The sequence below is a fragment of the Aquitalea sp. USM4 genome (genome assembly GCF_004328945.1).
In the GTDB taxonomy this organism is placed as follows: Bacteria; Pseudomonadota; Gammaproteobacteria; order Burkholderiales; family Chromobacteriaceae; genus Aquitalea; species Aquitalea pelogenes.
Genome location: NZ_CP029539.1, coordinates 1,834,626 through 1,852,277 on the forward strand (window position 1 = coordinate 1,834,626; position 17,652 = coordinate 1,852,277).

The 17,652-nt window shown below is 59.2% G+C and carries 16 protein-coding genes; 9 read left to right on the forward strand and 7 right to left on the reverse strand.

What is annotated here, in order from left to right; all coding sequences use genetic code 11:
• Nucleotides 1-205: 205 nt before the first annotated feature.
• Complete coding sequence (kup, locus tag DKK66_RS08705; protein WP_131357180.1) at nucleotides 206-2,071, reverse strand: low affinity potassium transporter Kup; 1,866 nt, start codon at nucleotides 2,069-2,071, stop codon at nucleotides 206-208.
• A 297-nt stretch (nucleotides 2,072-2,368) separates the two neighbouring features.
• Here kup and DKK66_RS08710 point away from each other — a divergent pair, with 297 nt between their 5' ends.
• The 3 genes from DKK66_RS08710 to DKK66_RS08720 are packed head-to-tail and all read left to right on the forward strand — an operon-like array spanning nucleotide 2,369 to nucleotide 6,075.
• Complete coding sequence (locus tag DKK66_RS08710) at nucleotides 2,369-4,075, forward strand: proline--tRNA ligase (protein WP_131357184.1); 1,707 nt, start codon at nucleotides 2,369-2,371, stop codon at nucleotides 4,073-4,075.
• A complete protein-coding gene (locus DKK66_RS08715; protein WP_131357187.1) occupies nucleotides 4,075-4,713 on the forward strand; it encodes a lytic transglycosylase domain-containing protein in 639 nt (212 codons plus the stop codon). The genes DKK66_RS08710 and DKK66_RS08715 overlap by 1 nt, the downstream gene beginning before the upstream one ends.
• A 54-nt stretch (nucleotides 4,714-4,767) precedes the next feature.
• Entirely contained in the window at nucleotides 4,768-6,075 is a 1,308-nt protein-coding gene (locus DKK66_RS08720) for an Nramp family divalent metal transporter (protein ID WP_131357190.1), read from the forward strand.
• A 51-nt stretch (nucleotides 6,076-6,126) separates the two neighbouring features.
• Here the strand turns inward: DKK66_RS08720 and DKK66_RS08725 are convergent, their stop codons facing one another.
• The 5 genes from DKK66_RS08725 to DKK66_RS08745 all read right to left on the reverse strand — a co-directional run bounded on the left by DKK66_RS08725 (nucleotide 6,127) and on the right by DKK66_RS08745 (nucleotide 8,743).
• Nucleotides 6,127-6,624, reverse strand: coding sequence for a MarR family winged helix-turn-helix transcriptional regulator (locus tag DKK66_RS08725; RefSeq protein WP_045845784.1), 498 nt, complete (start codon nucleotides 6,622-6,624; stop codon nucleotides 6,127-6,129).
• Between the two features lie 226 nt (nucleotides 6,625-6,850).
• Nucleotides 6,851-7,390 (reverse strand): RDD family protein, encoded by a 540-nt coding sequence (locus tag DKK66_RS08730; protein ID WP_062790068.1) that lies wholly within the window; start codon nucleotides 7,388-7,390, stop codon nucleotides 6,851-6,853.
• 21 nt (nucleotides 7,391-7,411) lie between these two features.
• Nucleotides 7,412-7,801: a DUF3106 domain-containing protein gene (locus DKK66_RS08735; protein WP_165494136.1), complete on the reverse strand. Its 390-nt coding sequence runs from the start codon at nucleotides 7,799-7,801 to the stop codon at nucleotides 7,412-7,414.
• The gene (locus tag DKK66_RS08740; RefSeq protein WP_131357196.1) at nucleotides 7,794-8,180 is read right to left on the reverse strand and encodes a DUF3619 family protein; all 387 of its coding nucleotides are present in this window, start codon (nucleotides 8,178-8,180) and stop codon (nucleotides 7,794-7,796) included. The genes DKK66_RS08735 and DKK66_RS08740 overlap by 8 nt, the downstream gene beginning before the upstream one ends.
• Nucleotides 8,177-8,743 (reverse strand): RNA polymerase sigma factor, encoded by a 567-nt coding sequence (locus tag DKK66_RS08745; protein WP_062790077.1) that lies wholly within the window; start codon nucleotides 8,741-8,743, stop codon nucleotides 8,177-8,179. The genes DKK66_RS08740 and DKK66_RS08745 overlap by 4 nt, the downstream gene beginning before the upstream one ends.
• 225 nt (nucleotides 8,744-8,968) lie before the next feature.
• Here DKK66_RS08745 and ilvB point away from each other — a divergent pair, with 225 nt between their 5' ends.
• The 6 genes from ilvB (at nucleotide 8,969) to bioD (ending at nucleotide 16,358) form a co-directional block, all read left to right on the forward strand.
• A complete protein-coding gene (gene ilvB / locus DKK66_RS08750; RefSeq protein WP_045845779.1) occupies nucleotides 8,969-10,735 on the forward strand; it encodes a biosynthetic-type acetolactate synthase large subunit in 1,767 nt (588 codons plus the stop codon).
• A gap of 10 nt (nucleotides 10,736-10,745) precedes the next feature.
• On the forward strand, nucleotides 10,746-11,237 hold the full coding sequence (gene ilvN / locus DKK66_RS08755) for an acetolactate synthase small subunit (protein WP_045845778.1): 492 nt from the start codon (nucleotides 10,746-10,748) through the stop codon (nucleotides 11,235-11,237).
• Nucleotides 11,238-11,301: 64 nt separating this feature from the next.
• Nucleotides 11,302-12,318 (forward strand): ketol-acid reductoisomerase, encoded by a 1,017-nt coding sequence (ilvC, locus tag DKK66_RS08760; RefSeq protein WP_045845777.1) that lies wholly within the window; start codon nucleotides 11,302-11,304, stop codon nucleotides 12,316-12,318.
• A gap of 231 nt (nucleotides 12,319-12,549) precedes the next feature.
• A complete protein-coding gene (gene pssA, locus DKK66_RS08765) occupies nucleotides 12,550-13,299 on the forward strand; it encodes a CDP-diacylglycerol--serine O-phosphatidyltransferase (protein ID WP_370302999.1) in 750 nt (249 codons plus the stop codon).
• 306 nt (nucleotides 13,300-13,605) lie between these two features.
• The gene (locus DKK66_RS08770; RefSeq protein ID WP_131357201.1) at nucleotides 13,606-15,402 is read left to right on the forward strand and encodes a 2-isopropylmalate synthase; all 1,797 of its coding nucleotides are present in this window, start codon (nucleotides 13,606-13,608) and stop codon (nucleotides 15,400-15,402) included.
• Nucleotides 15,403-15,716: 314 nt separating this feature from the next.
• A complete protein-coding gene (gene bioD / locus DKK66_RS08775) occupies nucleotides 15,717-16,358 on the forward strand; it encodes a dethiobiotin synthase (RefSeq protein ID WP_131357204.1) in 642 nt (213 codons plus the stop codon).
• On the opposite strand, the gene DKK66_RS08780 is transcribed toward bioD, so the two are convergent.
• The gene (locus tag DKK66_RS08780) at nucleotides 16,348-17,610 is read right to left on the reverse strand and encodes an HD-GYP domain-containing protein (protein WP_131357207.1); all 1,263 of its coding nucleotides are present in this window, start codon (nucleotides 17,608-17,610) and stop codon (nucleotides 16,348-16,350) included. The genes bioD and DKK66_RS08780 overlap by 11 nt on opposite strands.
• Nucleotides 17,611-17,652 lie beyond the last annotated feature (42 nt).

Genomic DNA, 17,652 nt, shown 5'->3' on the forward strand with positions numbered 1-17,652 from the left:
TTGGCCGCCTGCTTCGCAGCGGCCATTTTTGTTGCAAGTGGCCGCATCAAAACCTGATTGCAACCTGATTTTTGATATAAATACCTGATAAATAAAGAAAAAGCTGAATGCCGGATTGGATTTGTAAACGATTACATCGGGTGATTTTGCTTGGGCAAATAAAAAAGGCAGGCTAAAAAGCCTGCCTTTTGATGTAGTGACTTGACTACAGCTCGACCTGGGCACCTAGTTCCACCACACGGTTGGTGGGAATCTGGAAGAAGTCGGTTGCACGCAGTGCGTTCTTGCTCATCCACACGAACAGGCGTTCGCGCCAGCGTGCCATACCCGGCCGCTCGGTGGAAATGATGGTTTCGCGCGACAGGAAGAAGGACGTATCCATCAGTTCGAAGGCCAGGCCATCGCGCTCGCACAGCGACAGCACGTTCAGCACGCTCGGGTCTTCCTTGAAGCCGTAACGTGCCACCACACGCCAGAACGAGGGCGACAGCTGCACCACTTCCAGACGCGAATCCTCATTGATGTAAGGCACGTCCTCGGTGCGGATCGTCATCAGCACGATGCGCTCGTGCAGCACCTTGTTGTGCTTGAGGTTATGCAGCAGGGCATGCGGCACGCCGTGCAGGGTGCTGGTGAGGAACACCGCCGTGCCCTGTACGCGGGTGGGCGGGAAAGCTTCCAGGTTTTCGATGAAGCTGTCCAGCGGCAGTGCCTGTTCGCGCAGACGGTCGAACAGCAGCTTGCGACCCTGCTTCCAGGTGGTCATCAGCATGAAGATGATCATGCCCAATACCAGTGGCAGCCAGCCGCCGGAGAACAGCTTGAGCAGGTTGGCACTGAAGAAGGCGGTATCGATGATGCCGAAGAAGATGGTAATGCCCAGTGCCAGCGGCAGCGGCCAGCGCCAGTTGACACGGGCCACCACGAAAAACAGCAAGGTGGTGATCAGCATGGTGCCGGTGACGGCAATGCCGTAAGCCGAGGCCAGATTATCCGAGCTCTTGAAAATCACCACCACCACCAGCACCGCTACCAGTAAGGCCCAGTTGACGAAGGGCAGGTAGATCTGGCCGATTTCCTTTTCCGAGGTATGGGAAATCTCCATGCGCGGGCTGTAGCCCAGCTGGATGGCCTGGCGGGTAAGCGAATAGGCACCGGAAATCACGGCCTGCGAGGCAATCACCGTGGCCAGGGTGGCCAGGATGATCAAAGGCAGCAGTGCCCATTGCGGTGCCAGCAGGAAGAAGGGGTTCTTGATGGTTTCGGGCTTGAGCATCAGCAATGCGCCCTGGCCAAAGTAATTGAGTACCAGTGCGGGCAATACCAGGCCGTACCAGGCACGACGGATCGGCGTTTTGCCGAAGTGCCCCATGTCTGCATACAGGGCTTCGGCACCGGTCAGCGCCAGCACGACCGAACCCAGTGTCAGGTAGGCCCCAACGCCATGGTGGGCGACAAAATTGTAGGCATACCACGGATTGACGGCGGCCAGGATGCCGGGTGCCTGGACGATCTGCAGGATGCCCAGCAGGCCGAGGATGGAGAACCAGGCCAGCATCACCGGACCAAACAGCATGCCCACGCTGGCCGTGCCAAAGCGTTGCAGGGCAAACAGGCCAACCAGCACGGTAATGGCGATGGGCATGACGTAAGGTTGCATGCTGGGGCTGAGTACCTCCAGCCCTTCTGCCGCCGACAGTACCGACATGGCCGGGGTAATGATGGCATCGCCATAAAACAGTGAGGCACCGAATAGCCCCAGCAATACCACCTTCCAGCGTGCCGCATGGGTGACATAATGCCGTGCCAGCGCCATCAGCGCCATGATGCCGCCTTCGCCGTGGTTGTCGGCGCGCAGCACGAACACCACGTACTTGATGGAAACCACGAAGATCAGGGACCAGAAGATCAGCGACAGGATGCCGAAAATATTGTCAGGCGTAGTGGCAATGCCATGCCCGGTAAAACATTCGCGCAAGGTATACAGCGGGCTGGTACCAATATCCCCGTACACCACGCCCAGCGCAGCCAGCGTCAGGCCGGTCATGGCCTGTTTATTGTGAGCCTGCATGATTTGTGTGTGACTTCTATTGTGGGTTGAGCATGCAACTGCCATTCCTTCCCGTCTTGTTGCGCTGCGGAATTCGGTATGGCCTGTGAGCGCGAAGGTTACTACTGAGTCAGGACAGCGCCAAGCTAATGCTGCAATGCCCGCTGCTTTCCCTGTGGGCTTGTCGGCGGAAAGCCACAATGTCGTCACGATTGATCCGGACAGCTACGCTGTGGGCTTGCTCTGTCAGGATGCTTTCCCGTCAGCGGTGCAAAACGCTACAATCAATCCTATTTAGCCGAATACCAAGGACGCATCATGCGCGCATCGCAGTTTTTCATTTCCACCCTGAAAGAAGCCCCCGCCGACGCCGACATCACCAGCCAGAAGCTGATGATTCGTGCCGGCTTCATCCGCAAGGTTGCTGCCGGTATCTATTCCTGGATGCCGATGGGCCTGCGCGTGGTGCGCAAGGTGGAAAACATCGTGCGCGAAGAAATGAACCGTGCCGGTGCCATCGAAGTCTCGCTGCCGGTAGTGCAGCCGGCCGGCCTGTGGCAGGAGTCGGGCCGCTGGGACACCATGGGCGAGGAAATGCTGCGCTTCAAGGACCGTCACGAACGTGACTTTGCCCTGCAGCCGACTGCCGAAGAAGTGATTACCGACATTGCCCGCAGCGAACTGCGCAGCTATCGCGCCTTGCCGAAAAACTTCTACCAGATCCAGACCAAGTTCCGCGACGAGCGCCGCCCGCGCTTTGGCGTGATGCGTGGCCGCGAGTTCACCATGAAGGACGCCTACTCCTTCGACCGCAGCGCCGAAGCCGCCGGTGTGAGCTACGACAATATGTATGCCGCCTACGGCCGCATTTTTGATCGTCTGGGCCTGACTTACCGTGCAGTGGCTGCCGATACCGGCGCCATTGGTGGGGACCGCTCGCATGAATTCCAGGTGATTGCCGATACCGGCGAAGATGCCATCATCTACTGCCCGGATTCCGACTACGCCGCCAATATCGAACTGGCCGAGGCCGTGGCACCGGCCGGTGAGCGCCCGGCCGCCAGCGCTGCGCTGACCAAGGTACATACCCCCAAGGTAAAAACCATTGCCGAGCTGGTGGATTTCCTGTCCATCGACATCAAGAGCACCGTCAAGGCGCTGGTGGTGGAAGGCAGCGAAGGCGAAGCCGTGCTGATGCTGGTACGTGGCGATCACGAACTGAACGAAGTGAAGGCCGAAAAAGTGGCGGGTATCAAGAAGCCGCTGACCATGGCCTCGCCGGCCATCATCCGTGAGGCGTTTGGTGCCAATCCGGGTTCGCTGGGCCCGGTCGGCTTCAAGGGCCGCATCATTGCCGACCGCACGGTGGCCAAGATGGCCGACTTTGTCATCGGTGCCAACGAAGACGACCAGCATTACACCGGTGCCAACTTCGGTCGAGACTGTGCCGAGCCGGAAGTGGCCGACATCCGCAATGTGGTGGCTGGCGACCCCAGCCCGGACGGCAAGGGTTTGCTGGCCATTCAGCGCGGCATCGAAGTGGGCCATGTGTTCTACCTGGGCACCAAATACTCCGCCGCCATGAACGCCACCTTCCTGGATGAAGACGGCAAACCGAAACCGTTCGAGATGGGCTGCTACGGCATCGGTGTTACCCGTATCCTGGGTGCCGCCATCGAACAGAATCACGACGACAAGGGCATGATCTGGCCGGACAATATCGCCCCGTTCGCCGTGGTCATCTGCCCGGTTGGCTACGATCGTTCCGCCGAAGTGAAGGCCGCTGCCGACAGCCTGTATGCCAGCCTGCTGGCCAAGGGTGTGGACGTGATTCTGGATGACCGTGGCGAACGCCCGGGCGCCATGTTTGCCGACTGGGAGCTGATTGGCGCGCCGCATCGCGTCACCATCGGCGATCGTGGCCTGAAGGAAGGCAAGGTCGAGTACCAGCAGCGTCGTGATGCTGCGGCAACGCCCGTCGCTGCAGATGCTATTCTGGAACATCTGCTCGCCAAACTGTCCTGATGAAAATCCTCCTGCCGCTGCTTGCCCTGTCCACCATGCTGGCCTATTCGCCAGCACGGGCGGGTGCGCAGCGCGAGGAGGCACTGGCTGCCAATGTGGCATCGGCAATGAGCCGTACCATTGCCGATGTCAACGCACCACGGCTGGTGTTTGATACCCCGCAGGAAGGCCAGGCCTGGCTGGCCGAGATGTCGCGCCGCCTGCAAAAGCGTATTCCGGACAGCTGGATGCGCGAACACCTGCTCACTGCCATTCAATACGAGGCCACCCGCGCCGGGCTGGACCCGCAAATGGTGCTGGGCCTGATCCAGGTGGAAAGCGGTTTCAACAAATACGCCATTTCCCCTGCCGGTGCCCGTGGCCTGATGCAGGTGATGCCCTTCTGGGTAAGGCAAATCGGCAACCCGCAGCACAATCTGTTCGAACTCACGCTCAACTTGCGCTATGGCTGCACCATCCTGCGCCATTATCTGGACATGGAGCGTGGCAATCTCTATCGCGCACTGGGCCGTTACAACGGCAGCCTGGGTCGGCCGGAATATCCCAATCTGGTGATTGGTGCCTGGAAAAAACAATGGTCCTGGACTGCGCCAGTACCAGTCAAAGTGGCTGGTAGTAACCTGCCTTTAGGTCAGTAGACTTTGCACGCAAATAGCGTGCATTTTTCTTTCCTCTTCGCTTGAGGATCTTGCATGTTTTCCCTTCCCCGCACGGCAACCGCTCCGTTTTGTCCCGCTGAAGTACAAGGCAGCATCCGTATTGATGCCCGCGCGCCCTGGTGGCAGCGGCTGCGCCGTTTTGCCGGCCCTGGTTTGCTGGTGGCGGTGGGGTATATGGACCCGGGCAACTGGGCGACCGATATCGAAGCCGGTTCTCGCTTTGGCTATGGCCTGTTGTGGATTGTGGTGCTGTCCAGCCTGGTGGCGATGGTATTGCAACTGATGGCCGCCCGGCTTGGCCTGGTCACCGGGCAGGATCTGGCCCAGGCCAGCAGCGCCTATTACGGGCCCACCGGCAGGGTGGTGCAGTGGCTGAGCGCAGAAGTGTCGATTATTGCCTGCGATGTGGCCGAGGTACTGGGCTGCGCCCTGGCATTCAAATTGTTGTTTGGTATCCCGCTGGCCTGGGGGGTGGTGCTGACGGCATTTGATACCGTCATCGTGCTGGGCATGAAGGGCAAGGGTTTCCGGCAGATCGAGGCCGTGGTGCTGGGGCTGATTGCCACCATCGCACTGTGTTTTGCCATCCAGGTGTTCATGGTGGGGCCGGATTGGCCGGCAGTAGCACGTGGCTTGTTGCCTTCCAATCCGGGAGGTGATTTGCACCAGGCCGTGGTATTGGGCCTGGGCATTGTCGGTGCCACCATCATGCCGCACAACCTGTACCTGCACTCCTCGGTGGTGCAAACCCGCAAGGTGGAAAGCGGCAAACACAGCCTGCGCGATACGCTGGCGCTGTGCCGGGTGGACACGGTGGTGTCGCTGCTGCTGGCCATGCTGGTGAACGGGGCCATTCTGGTGCTGGCGGGCAGCGCCTTCCATGCGGTGGGCCAGCCGGTGGTGGACGATATCGAACAGGCTTACCGCTTGATTACCCCGCTGGCTGGCGGTGCGGCGGCCTTGCTGTTTGGCCTGGCCTTGCTGGCGTCCGGGCAAAGCTCCACGCTGACCGGCACGGTGGCCGGACAGGTGATCATGGACGGTTTCCTGCATATCCGCATTCCATGTTATCAACGCCGGTTGATTACCCGTGGCCTGGCCTTGCTGCCCGCCTTGTTAGGTGTATTGCTGCTGGGTGAGGGGGCGGTGGGACGCATGCTGGTGTGGAGCCAGGTGGTACTCAGCCTGCAATTGCCACTGGCGATGTGGCCCTTGCTGCGTTTGACCTCCAGCCGGCAGCACATGGGTGCGTTTGCCTTGTCTCCGCTGATGCAACTGGTGGGCTGGTTGTTGTTCACATTGATCTGCGGCGCCAATCTGCTACTGATCATTGGCCTGTAAGCAATAAAAAAGCCGCCATACGGCGGCTCTTTTATTGAGTGGGCGTGGTGTTCAGTCTTCCTGCGTTTGCAGCAGTTTCTTCAACAGGCCTGCTAGCTGTACTTTTTCGGCCTCATCCAGGTTTTCCATCAGTTCGGCCTCGGCCGCCAGATGGTTGACCACGGCCTCTTCGATCACGGCAAAGCCCTTGGCGCTCAAGGTGACAATCACGCCGCGGCGGTCTTCCGGGTCGGGCGAGCGGGTGACCAGGCCGGCTTCTTCCAGGCGGTTGATACGGTTGGTCAGCGCGCCGGAGGAAATCAGCACCATGCCTTGCAGCTGATTGGGCGACAGCTGGTAGGGCTCGCCACGGCGGCGCAAGGCGGCCAGCACGTCAAATTCACCGACATTCAGGTTGTAGCGGGCCAGATCCTGCAGGACACGGCGGGTAATGAAATACTCCATCCGCACGATGCGGCCAATCACGTGGGTGGACGAAGCGTCCAGCTCGGGGCGTACTTCATTCCAGAGGGCGACGATGCGGTCGATCTGATCAGGCTGTTGATGCATTCTGCGATATTCCAGGTAAGGGAGGGGCGTGGCTTTCCGTTCCGGGCGCAAAGCGTATCATGAGTTGTCGGTGAAGTATCTTTTCTTGAAGATATTTGCGGGCGATTGAATGGCCTGCTGCAGGGGCTGCCCGGCTGTCATGTCAGGCCAGGCGGGCCATTCGCCCGTTCAGCCTGATCGGGTGTCCATCAACAGCCTGTGGGCAAACTTGCCACAGGCCGGTGACTCAGGCCGCTTGCTTGCCTTTGCCCGGGTGCGGCGCCTTGGGCAAGGTGATCTGGCGGGTGCGGGCCAGCCTGTCGTGCAGGAACAGGCGTTCCTTGTCGTAAAAGGCTGCCAGGTAGGGCAGGGCACACCAGGCCAGTGAAATCAGCAGGGCCTCGCGGCCATGGCCCAGATTGCGCGACCAAGCCAGGTAGGAGATGGCCGGCATGCCGACAAACAGCAACAGGGCGATGACATAACGGAAACCGGCCTGACGCCAGTCAATCAGTTGATTGTCGTCCTGGCGTACCAGCTTGAGGCGCCACGCCTTCATGGCAACGGTCTGGCCGGACTTGACCCAGCTGCTGCCGAAATAACCAAACAGACTGCCGGCCAGAGCCAGCTGGGTCAGCAGGTCCAGCAGCAGCGAGCGGCCCAGCCAAGCCTGCAGGCCGGTCATCACGGCAGAAACGGTAAGCAACAGGGCGGCAATCAGCAGCAGCTCGTAAAACTGGCTGCACAGTCGGCGGCCAAAACTGGCATCGGGAAACAATGAAGGCATGAAATGGAAGCGAGTAGGGGGTTAACCGGAAGCTTGTGGTCTGGATGCGGCCTGTTTCAGCCGTTGGATGGCTTTTTCCCGCTCGGCCAGTGACAGGCCTTGCAGGGTTTTCCAGTTGTTGCGGATTTGCTGGCGTTGTTCCAGCGTCAGGTCCGACCAGATCTTCAGCTTGCTTTGCAGCCGCAGTTTACCGGCAGCATCCAGACTGCGGTACTCCGGCACGATGGCCAGCAGGTTTTTCTTTTTTTCCGGTGCGTAACGGTCCCATTCGCTGGCCAGCGGTGCCATCACGGTTTGTTGTTCGCTATCCAGCTGGTCCCAGCGCGGGTTATTCAGCGGACTGGCGCTCACCGGCATGGCCAGCAGGCTGCCCAGCAAGACAATTGGCAGGACATGGCGTGGCTTAGTCATGGAGATTGCCTGTGAAGTGCGGGTCCATGAACGCTTCCAGCGGCAGTTCGTGCGACAGGATGGCGGCATCAACGGCTTCTTCTTCCATCAGCAAGCCTTCAGCCAGCCATACGCCGGTGCTGGCTACCATGGCAAAGCCCAGGGCCAGCGCACTGCGGCGAAGTGCCTGGGTATGGCGCAGCACCCACAAGCCAAGTTGTTCTCCCAGCGATGGTGGCTGGGCAATGCGCTGGTCAAAGCGCGCCATTGCCTGTTCACGCGCCTGTTGCAGGCCCTGTCTGATCTTGGGGTCCACGTCCTGCGCGGGATGATTCAGGATGCGGTTGACGGAGCGGGTCAGCTTTTCTTCCCCGCCAAGTGGGTGGTTCGAAGGTTTCATAACACCACTCCTTTTTGCTGCAGGATGGCGGCCAGGGTATGCGTGGCGCGCGAACAATGGGTTTTGACGCTGCCTTCCGAACAGCCCATTACCCTGGCCGTCTCGGCAACATCCAGTCCTTCCCAGTAACGCAGCAGAAAGGCCTCGCGTTGACGGGTGGGCAGCAGTTGCACCGCGCCGTCAATCAGCTGGGCCACTTCCTTGCGGGCATACCATTTTTCCGGATTGCTGCTGGCCTCATCCGCGGCGATGTTGAGCGTTTCCAGCGGGTCGGCGGTTTCGTCTTCCTCACGCACCGGCAGCAGGGACGACAGCAAGGTGCCAAAGAAATTCCTGACCTTGGCCCGGCGGAAATGGTCGCGAATGGTGTTTTGCAGGATGCGCTGGAAGATCAGCGGCAATTCGGCCGCCGGTGCGTGGGCGTAGCGGTCTGCCAGTTTCATCATGGCGTCCTGCACGATATCCAGCGCATTTTCGTCGTTGCGAACGGCGTAAAAGGCTTGCTTGAAGGCGCGGCGTTCCACCGACAGCAGAAAGTCGGCCATTTCCTTGCGGCTTGCCATGTGAGAAGGGGATTCAGGTTGATGCCAGCCGAAGATAGTAGCAGAGCCGGGCAGGCAAGACCACCCCGGGGATTTCCCTGTTTTTACCGTGGCTTAGCGCGTTTTTGCACCTGCACAAAAGCCTTGACCATTATTTGAGGGATACGCTAAGGTCTTTCATCACAACGGGATGAAACACAAGTCAATTGCCAAGATTGACTGCAAGACAAGACAAAGAGGCACAAGATGCAGATATCGGGCGCGGAAATCCTGGTCCGTTGCCTGCAGGAAGAAGGGGTCGAATTTCTGTTCGGCTACCCCGGCGGCGCAGTTCTGGAAATTTATGATGCCATCTTCCGGCAGGACAAATTCAAGCACGTTCTGGTACGTCATGAGCAGGCTGCCGTGCACGCGGCTGATGCGTACTCGCGTTCCAGCGACAAGGTGGGCGTTGCACTGGTGACCTCCGGTCCGGGTGCCACCAATGCCGTTACCGGCATTGCCACGGCCTATATGGACTCCATTCCGATGGTGGTGATTTCCGGTCAGGTGGCCACTCCGGCCATTGGTCTGGACGCCTTCCAGGAAGTGGACATGGTGGGCATTACCCGTCCGTGCGTGAAGCACAACTTCCTGGTCAAGGACATCAACGACCTGGCAGCCACCATCAAGAAAGCCTTTTACATTGCCAAGAGTGGCCGTCCCGGCCCCGTGGTAGTGGATATTCCCAAGGATGTCACCCAGCAAAGTGCCGAATTCCACTACCCGGAAAACGTGCACATCCGTTCCTATGTGCCTGCCACCCGCGGCCATCCGGGACAGATCAAGAAGGCCATCAACCTTCTGCTGGAAGCCAAGCGTCCGTACATTTATGTCGGTGGCGGTGCCGTACAGGGCAATGCCGCGGCCGAAGTCACCGAGCTGGTGAAATCGCTGGGCCTGCCGTGTACCAACACCCTGATGGGCCTGGGTGCCTATCCGGGTTCCGATCCGCAATTCCTCGGCATGCTGGGCATGCACGGTACTTACGAAGCCAATATGGCGATGCAGTACTGTGACGTGCTGATTGCCATCGGTGCGCGCTTTGACGACCGCGTGATCAGTGTGCCCTCGCACTTCCTGTCGCAGCCGAAGAAGATCATCCACATCGATGTGGACCCGTCTTCCATTTCCAAGCGCGTGAAGGTGGACGTACCCATCGTGGGCGACGTCAAGCACGTGCTGCGTGAAATGCTGGACATCCTGCGTCAGTCCGGCCAGAAACCGGATGCAGGCCATCTGGCTGGCTGGTGGAAGCAGATCGAAGAATGGCGTGGCCACAACTGTCTGCTGTACACCCCGTCCACCGAGCTGATCAAGCCGCAATACGTGGTCGAAAAGCTGTACGAGATCACCGGCGGCAAGGCCATCATCGCCTCTGATGTGGGACAACATCAGATGTGGGCAGCGCAGTATTACAAGTTCGACAATCCAAAGCAGTGGCTCAATTCCGGCGGCTTGGGTACCATGGGCTTCGGTTTGCCGGCAGCCATGGGCGCGCAACTGGCCAATCCGGATGCAACCGTCGCCTGTATCACCGGCGAAGGCTCCATCCAGATGAACATCCAGGAGCTGTCCACCTGCAAGCAATACCATACCCCGGTCAAGGTGGTGGCGCTGAACAACCGCTACCTGGGCATGGTGCGCCAGTGGCAGGAATTCTTCTACGGAACCCGGTACTCCGAGTCCTACATGGACGCGTTGCCGGACTTCGTGAAGGTAGCCGAGGCCTATGGCCACGTTGGCTTCAAGATTGAAAACCCGTCCGATGTAGAACCGGTGTTGCGCGAGGCGTTTGGCCCTGCGTTGAAGGAGCGCCTGGTATTCCTCGACTTCCGTACTGATCAGTCCGAGAACGTGTTCCCGATGATCCAGAACGGCAAGGGCCTGGACCAGATGGACTTGCCGCCGCACATGCGCGATGTCCAGCAGCTTCCTTTCGAGAACAACCGTGACTACGGCAATATGTGCTGAGGCGGACGGTATGAGACATATTCTTTCGATCTTGCTGGAAAACGAAGCGGGCGCATTGTCCCGCGTGGTGGGCCTGTTTTCGGCCCGGGCTTACAACATTGACTCTCTGACGGTGTCGACAACCGAGGACGCGACACTGTCACGGATGACGATCGTCACGCATGGTTCTGACGAAGTCATCGAGCAGATCACCAAGCAGCTCAACAAGCTGATCGAGGTGGTCAAGGTGATAGACCTCAATGAATCCGAGCACATCGAACGCGAGATGATGCTGATCAAGGTGCGCGCTACCGGCAAGGACCGGGAAGAAATGAAGCGCATGGCGGATATTTTCCGCGGTCGCATCATCGATGTTACGGAAAAGACATACACCATCGAGCTGACTGGTACGAGCGACAAGCTGGGGGCCTTTATCGAGGCCATTGACCGCGCAGTGATCCTGGAAACGGTCCGTACTGGCGCATCCGGCATTGGCCGTGGTGAACGGGTTCTGAAAATCTGATATATCTATACATCTGGCGGCGGGCCACAGCAGGTGGCCGCCCGGATAACAAGGGACGAAGCAAATGAAAGTGTATTACGACAAGGACGCGGATCTTTCCATCATCAAGGGTAAAAAAGTAGCCATCATCGGTTACGGCTCGCAAGGCCATGCCCACGCCCAGAACCTGAAAGAGTCTGGCGTTGATGTGATTGTTGGTCTGCGCAAGGACGGTGCGTCCTGGAAAAAGGCCGAAGCCGCTGGTCACAAGGTCAAGGAAGTGGCCGAAGCAGTGAAGAAGGCTGATGTCGTGATGATTCTGCTGCCGGACGAATCGCAGCCGGACGTATACCGCAACGAAATCGCCCCGAACATCAAGAAGGGCGCTGCCCTGGCATTCGCCCACGGCTTCAACGTGCATTACAACCAGATCGTTCCGCGTGAAGACCTGGACGTGATCATGGTAGCCCCGAAAGGCCCGGGCCACACCGTGCGTTCCGAGTACGTGAAGGGTGGCGGCGTGCCGACCCTGATCGCCGTTTACCAGGACAAGTCCGGCAAGGCCCGTGACGTGGCCCTGTCCTATGCTGCTGCCAACGGCGGCACCAAGGGTGGCGTGATCGAAACCAACTTCCGCGAAGAAACCGAAACCGACCTGTTCGGTGAACAGGCTGTGCTGTGTGGCGGCGCGGTTGAACTGGTGAAAGCCGGTTTCGAAACCCTGACCGAAGCCGGTTACGCTCCGGAAATGGCTTACTTCGAATGCCTGCACGAACTGAAGCTGATCGTCGACCTGATGTACGAAGGCGGCATCGCCAACATGAACTACTCCATCTCCAATAACGCGGAGTATGGCGAGTACGTGACCGGCCCGGAAGTGGTGACCTCCGCCACCAAGGAAGCGATGAAGAAAGCCCTGTATCGCATCCAGTCCGGCGAATACGCCAAGATGTTCATCCTGGAAGGCAAGACCAACTATCCGAGCATGACTGCCCGTCGTCGCCTGACCGCCGATCACCCGATCGAGAAGGTTGGTGCCGAACTGCGCGCCATGATGCCCTGGATCTCCAAGAACAAACTGGTCGACCAGTCCAAGAACTGATTTCGAGGTCGGTCAGTGTGCAAAGCCGGGGCAACCCGGCTTTTTTCATTGTCACGGCCCTGCCGGGTATGGGTTCTGGCCCGGTTTTGCTGCTGGCAGCGGCTTGGATTAAACTAGACGGTTCTGCGCCACGGCGCCCGATTTATCCAGATCGTCGACGCATTGACCATCGGCTTGTATTCCTGCCGGTTCAGCGCCGTATCGACTGTTTCGCTTACGGATAACTTCATGATGCATGACCCCGTTCCGGGCAAGCCATCCCTGCGCCGTCAGGGTATTTACCTGTTGCCCAACTCCTTTACCCTGGCCGCACTGTTTGCCGGTTTCTACGCCATCGTGCAGGCGATGAACCAGAACTTCCAGATTGCCGCTGTCGCCATTTTTGTCGCCATGATCCTGGACGGGATGGACGGCCGCGTTGCCCGTCTGACGCACAGTCAGAGTGCCTTTGGTGCCGAGTTCGACAGCCTGTCGGACATGGTGAGCTTTGGTGTGGCACCGGCACTGGTGGCCTATGAATGGCTGCTCAAGGACATGGGCAAGCTGGGCTGGATGGTGGCTTTCATCCATTGCGCCGGCGCTGCGCTGCGACTGGCCCGTTTCAACACCATGATAGGCAGCACTGACAAACGCTGGTTTACCGGCCTGCCCAGCCCGGCTGCAGCGGCGCTGGTGGCTGGCCTGGTGTGGATCTGCCATGCCTATGACTACACTGGCCTGCCGGGTTTGAAGTGGATTCTGCTGGGTTTTACCGCCTTTTCCGGCATTACCATGGTGACCAATGTGAAGTTCTGGAGTTTCAAGGAAATCCACCTGCGCCGTCGCGTACCGTTTGTGATGCTGCTGGCGCTGGTGGTGGCTTTGCTGCTGCTGATGTCCGAGCCGCCGCTGGTGCTGTTCGGCTTCTTTGTCTGCTATGCGCTGTCCGGCTATGTGATGGCGGCCTGGCGCTGGTGCAAGCCGAAGCCCGTGATGCTTTGAAGCTGCTGTTGGCTGTACAGATCACCCCGTTGGCGCTTGGCGCAACGGGGTTTTTTATTGCCCGGTGTGATGTAGGTATTGGACAGAATTGTCCAATTTTTGTCTGAATTGTTCTGATGGATCAATCTGGACACTGACGGCTTTTGGTGTCTGCGACAGCTATTTTTTATGAGTTATTGGACTTAATGTCTAATATTTGCATATTTGACACAGGAATTTTGATTTTCCAGCCCATGTTGCACTGCGTGTTTGACGAAATATTGTCCAATCGATACATTGGTTAAAACTTTGCTGCAGGAGCACAACATGCAATTGGACATTGAACGACTGATCGAAGACCTGGGTGGCCCCGGTGCGGTGGCTGAAGGCCTGAGTCAGCTGTTTCCCGATGAGCCGGTCAGCCGTGCAGCAATCTACAAATGGAGAGAACGTGGCAGCCTGCCGCTGTCACAGTTGAACAAACTGGCACAACTAGCCGCCAGCCAGGGCAAGAGATTCGATTTCAACGATTACCTGAACGCCGCCGGGACAGCAGCACAGGGACAAGGGAGAGCATTCGACATGGGCGACCGTCTTTACATTTTTGATACCACCTTGCGTGATGGCGAGCAGTCGCCGGGCGCTTCCATGACCAAGGAAGAAAAGATCCGTATCGCCCGTCAGCTGGAACGTCTGGGTGTGGATGTGATCGAGGCCGGTTTTGCCGCTGCCAGCCCGGGTGATGCCGACGCCATCCGCGCCATTGCCGAGGTGATCAAGGATTCCACCGTCTGTAGCCTGGCCCGCGCCAACGAGCGCGATGTGCGTGCCGCCGGTGAAGCCATCAAGCCTGCTGCGCGTGGTCGCATCCACACTTTCATTGCCACCAGCCCCATCCACATGGAAAAGAAGCTGCGCATGAGCCCGGATGAAGTGGTGGCTGCAGCGGTAAAGGCAGTACAGATTGCGCGTGAATATACCGACGATGTCGAATTTTCCGCCGAAGACGCCTTGCGTTCGGACATCGACTTCCTCGCCCGCATCTTTGGCGAAGTGATCAAGGCCGGTGCCACCACGCTGAACGTGCCGGATACCGTGGGCTACGCCGTGCCGCGTGCCACCGAGGCCTTCTTCCGCGAGCTGATCAGCAAGACGCCGGGTGGCGACAAGGTGATCTGGTCCGCCCATTGCCACAACGACCTGGGCATGGCGGTGGCCAACAGCCTGGCGGCAGTTCTGGGCGGTGCCCGTCAGGTGGAATGCACCATCAACGGTCTGGGCGAACGTGCCGGTAATGCCGCGCTGGAAGAAATCGTCATGGCCGTGCGTACCCGCAAGGATATCTTTGCCGTGGAAACCCGTGTCGATGCCACCCAGATCGTGCCGGCGTCCAAGCTGGTGTCCACCGTTACCGGCTATCCGGTGCAACCGAACAAGGCCATTGTCGGTGCCAACGCCTTTGCCCATGAATCCGGCATCCATCAGGATGGCGTGCTCAAGCATCGCGAAACCTACGAAATCATGTCCGCCGAAAGCGTGGGCTGGAGTGCCAATCGCCTGACGCTGGGCAAATTGTCCGGGCGCAATGCCTTCAAGACCAAGCTGACCGATCTTGGCATCGTGCTGGACAGCGAAGAGGCACTGAACGCCGCTTTCGCCCGCTTCAAGGACCTGGCCGACCGCAAGCGCGAAATTTTCGACGAAGACCTGCACGCGCTGGTGTCCGACGAAATGGTGTCCACCCTGCAGGAGGACTACAAGTTCGTGTCGCTGAAGATCAACACCGAAACCGGTGAAGCCCCGCAAGCTGCCATCGTGTTTGTCGAACACGGCGTGGAAAAACGTTGCGAATCCAGCGGCTCCGGCCCGGTGGATGCCGCCTTCAAGGCCATCGAAAGCACGGTCAACAGCGCTGCCGAACTGGAACTGTACTCGGTAAACGCCATCACCAAGGGCACCGAATCGCAGGGCGAAGTCACCGTGCGTCTGGCCAAGGACGGCCGTGTGGTGAATGGCCAGGGTGCTGATACCGACGTGATTGTGGCCAGTGCCAAGGCTTATCTGTCCGCACTGAACAAGCTGAGCAACCGTCAGGAGCGTGTGAAGGCACAAGGCGACGTTTAAGAATCCGATTTTGTTTTCAGCCGGGCTAACTGCCACAGCCCGGGACTGGTCTGACGGATTTTCCCCATCCCGTTCCCGTCAGGCCGGACCCGCCCGGTGGCAGCCATCCGGCAACAGGTTTCAGTTCACCCTTTGATTGAAACCACAGGCTCACAAGGCCGCTTCCCATTCAGCCCCGGCTCACAAGGCCAGTGCGGCAGACAGCCGACCCAGGAGGTCGGCGTTGTCGCGCTGGCGGGCTGACACCCGTCTTACTCTCCCGGCTGTCCCGCGTTATCATCGCGCCTGCTTCATTCATGCAAGGCACCCACATCATGTCCCAGGGATTTTTCATTACCGGCACCGATACCGAAATCGGCAAAACCCATTCCGCCGTCGCGCTGATCCGTCATTGGCAGGCGCAGGGCCAGCGGGTGGTGGCGATGAAGCCGGTGGCTTCCGGTTGCGAGATTCTGCCCGACGGCAGCTGGCAGAATGACGACGTGACCCGGCTGGTGGCGGCAACCGGACAGCAGGATCTGGACCTGATGAACCCCTACCGCTTTTTGCCGCCGGTATCACCGCATATCGCCGCGCGCGAAGCTGGGGTGGAAATTTCACTGGAGCGTATTGTCAGCCACTACCGGCAACTGGCGGGGCAGGCGGATACCGTGCTGGTGGAAGCCGCCGGTGGCTGGCTAGCCCCATTGGCCGATGGGGTGTACATGGAAGACATGGCACGGGCGCTGCAACTGCCGGTGATTCTGGTGGTGGGCATGCGGCTGGGCTGCATCAACCATGCCTTGCTCACGGTAAGGGCGATTGAGGCTTCCGGCCTGACGCTGGCCGGCTGGGTGGCCAACCGGGTAGTGCCGCAACAGCTGGCCTATGCCGACAATCTGGCTACCCTCAAGGCAGCCATCAACGTACCGCTGCTGCTGGAACTTCCCTATGAAGGTGCGCCGGTCAATGGCTGACCGGGCTGGTCAGCAGCGTGCTGCTCAAATCCTGGAACAGCATGCTGTCATCCGGCCCCAGCTTGTCCTGTAACAGGCTGACATCCCGTCCCAGATTGCGAAGTCGCCAGGCAACTTCCTGGCAGACCAGCATGATTTCCAGTTGCAGGTCGTCTTCCTGCGCCAGTGGGTGGCCGCCCTGCATGCCGGTGCTGAACAGCGAACGCTGAATGCCATCAAACTGGCCCAGGCAGCGCTGCAGTACCGCGGCACCGCTGCTGCCCAGTTTTTCTTCCTGCAAATTCAGCAGCAAATGCGTGATTTCGCCGATGTGCTTGAGCAAGTCATGCAGCATGGCCGTGGCATTGCCTGCTTTGTCCCCCACCGGCGTGGCCTGCTGTTGCCGTAGCAGACGGCTGAGCAAGGACACCGACGGGCGATGAAATTCCCCCGGGATGATGCGTAGCGCGATATCCAGCCGCTGGTGGGCATGGGTTTGATGCAGCAGCATCTGGGTGGCCATGTCCGCCACGGCAATGATCTGGCCGGCCACACCCAATTGTTTTTCCTTCTCCCGGCGCGGGTAGCCACTGCCATCCAGCCGCTCGTGGTGCTGCAAGATGGCCAGGGCGATGGCTTCCAGCTGCGCATGCTGGCCCAGCTGCAACATCTGGCGATAGCCGATCAAGGGATGCGTCAGGCGCACCCGCCATTGGCTGTCGTCGGTGGTTTTGCTCTGGCGAGGTGTCTGATAAAGCTCCCCGATGTCATGAAACAGGGCGGCCAGCGCAATTTGCTCCAGCAGGGCGCTGGATTGACCTGTACGCATTGCTAGTCCCAGGCTGATCAGGCAGCACAGCAGGCTGTGCCCCAGTTGCTGTTTTTCTTCCAGCATGGCCAGCAGCACCAGCAGCGCGTGATTGAGCGGCAAGTCTTCCAGTACGGCAAGGCAGGCATGGCGATGTGCCGGCTTTTCCAGCAGTGTCTGTAACAGCCAGTGTTGTTCCAGTAGCTGGCGAAAGCGCTCGTGCAACACGTGATGGGCAGCGAACTGCGGCAAGGCCAGGCTGGCTTCCAGCGGAGTGCGCAACGGGTGCTGCGGCAGGGCTTGAACGTGTTTTTCCTGCAAGGTCATGCCGCTGCGCAGCAGGATGCTGCCGTCCTGTGCTGCCAGGGTGTGTTCCACCACAATCGGCTGACGGGCCATCAAGCCGGTCAGGGAGGCAAGAAAATGCGGGTTGGCGCTGAACTGATCACGACTGGCATTGGGCATGATGGATGTCTGCGATGTGGGCTGACAGGTTTTAGCAGTAAA